Source organism: Photobacterium lipolyticum (genome assembly GCF_003026475.1).
In the GTDB taxonomy this organism is placed as follows: Bacteria; Pseudomonadota; Gammaproteobacteria; order Enterobacterales; family Vibrionaceae; genus Photobacterium; species Photobacterium lipolyticum.
This window is the reverse complement of record NZ_PYMC01000047.1, coordinates 1-934: the sequence shown is the minus strand read 5'-3', so window position 1 is coordinate 934 and position 934 is coordinate 1. Positions and strand designations below refer to the sequence as shown.

The 934-nt window shown below is 36.2% G+C and carries 1 protein-coding gene; it reads left to right on the top strand.

All coding sequences use genetic code 11. The features are described from left to right. The first annotated feature begins 315 nt into the window (after nucleotides 1–315). A complete protein-coding gene (locus C9I89_RS22230; protein ID WP_107285495.1) occupies nucleotides 316–723 on the top strand; it encodes a hypothetical protein in 408 nt (135 codons plus the stop codon). Nucleotides 724–934 lie beyond the last annotated feature (211 nt).

Sequence of the window (934 nt, the reverse complement as noted above, 5' to 3'; positions counted from 1 at the left end):
GGGTCAATGCCGGGTGTAGCATAAACATAACAAGGCAATCAAGGTGACCAGTTACACTCGGCATTTTTGGTATGGAGTTCGGTGTGCTTTGTTGGTTCAGTGTGTGGCACCTTATTGCAGGCGTTATGGCAAATAATATAGACAACAGAGTTTTGTTTCAGTTTCTATAGCTCGAATCCGGCGGTTTCCAATATGGTATTTTGGGGCGATATAACGGGTGTGTGGTTGATTTGCTTTTTCTGCATGTTGATCAAACCCTCTGCAAGACTTGAAGTGATTCTTTCAATATCATCAGCAGAATATTAAGGCAGATTTATGTCAAGTTTTACGTTTACATCTAAATTTCATCAAATTATATTATCATTATTGGTTGTAATTGTTCTCTCCATAGATTGTTATAATGTTTGGTCTTTGTTTACGTCAGAAATTGTTTTTAACAACATTGGTTTGTTCTTTTTTACATTCGGGGTTTTAATAAAGCTTGGTATTTTGATGTGCTTAGTTCTAAAAAAAGGCCCTTTACAGTTACTTACGTTTATATGGGGCGCATTTTTTACGGTGTCAGGATTTTTCGGTTTATTGTCCTTTTTACTTTCATTTGGCGCAGATCCATTGTTGGTTGGCCTACATAGAGGTTTGTTTCTATTAGTGGGTATAGGTTTATTATATATTGCAACCAAATCAATAAAATGCGAAAACATAAATAACCAATCTTCTCAATAACACCAAAAAACGAATTATCTCAGTTCTATACTTGGACTTTTTTAGGTTTGGTGATATTTAGTGTTTCTAACGCCTTTAGTTTGCCATAACAAACGACTATGGCGTCAATAGTTAATTTAAGCTGTTTTCGCATCCCATAAAACGCCATCTCTCAGCATCGAATTTAGGATGACAACCATCTTCCTTACGCAGGCGATGATGGCCACTTTTT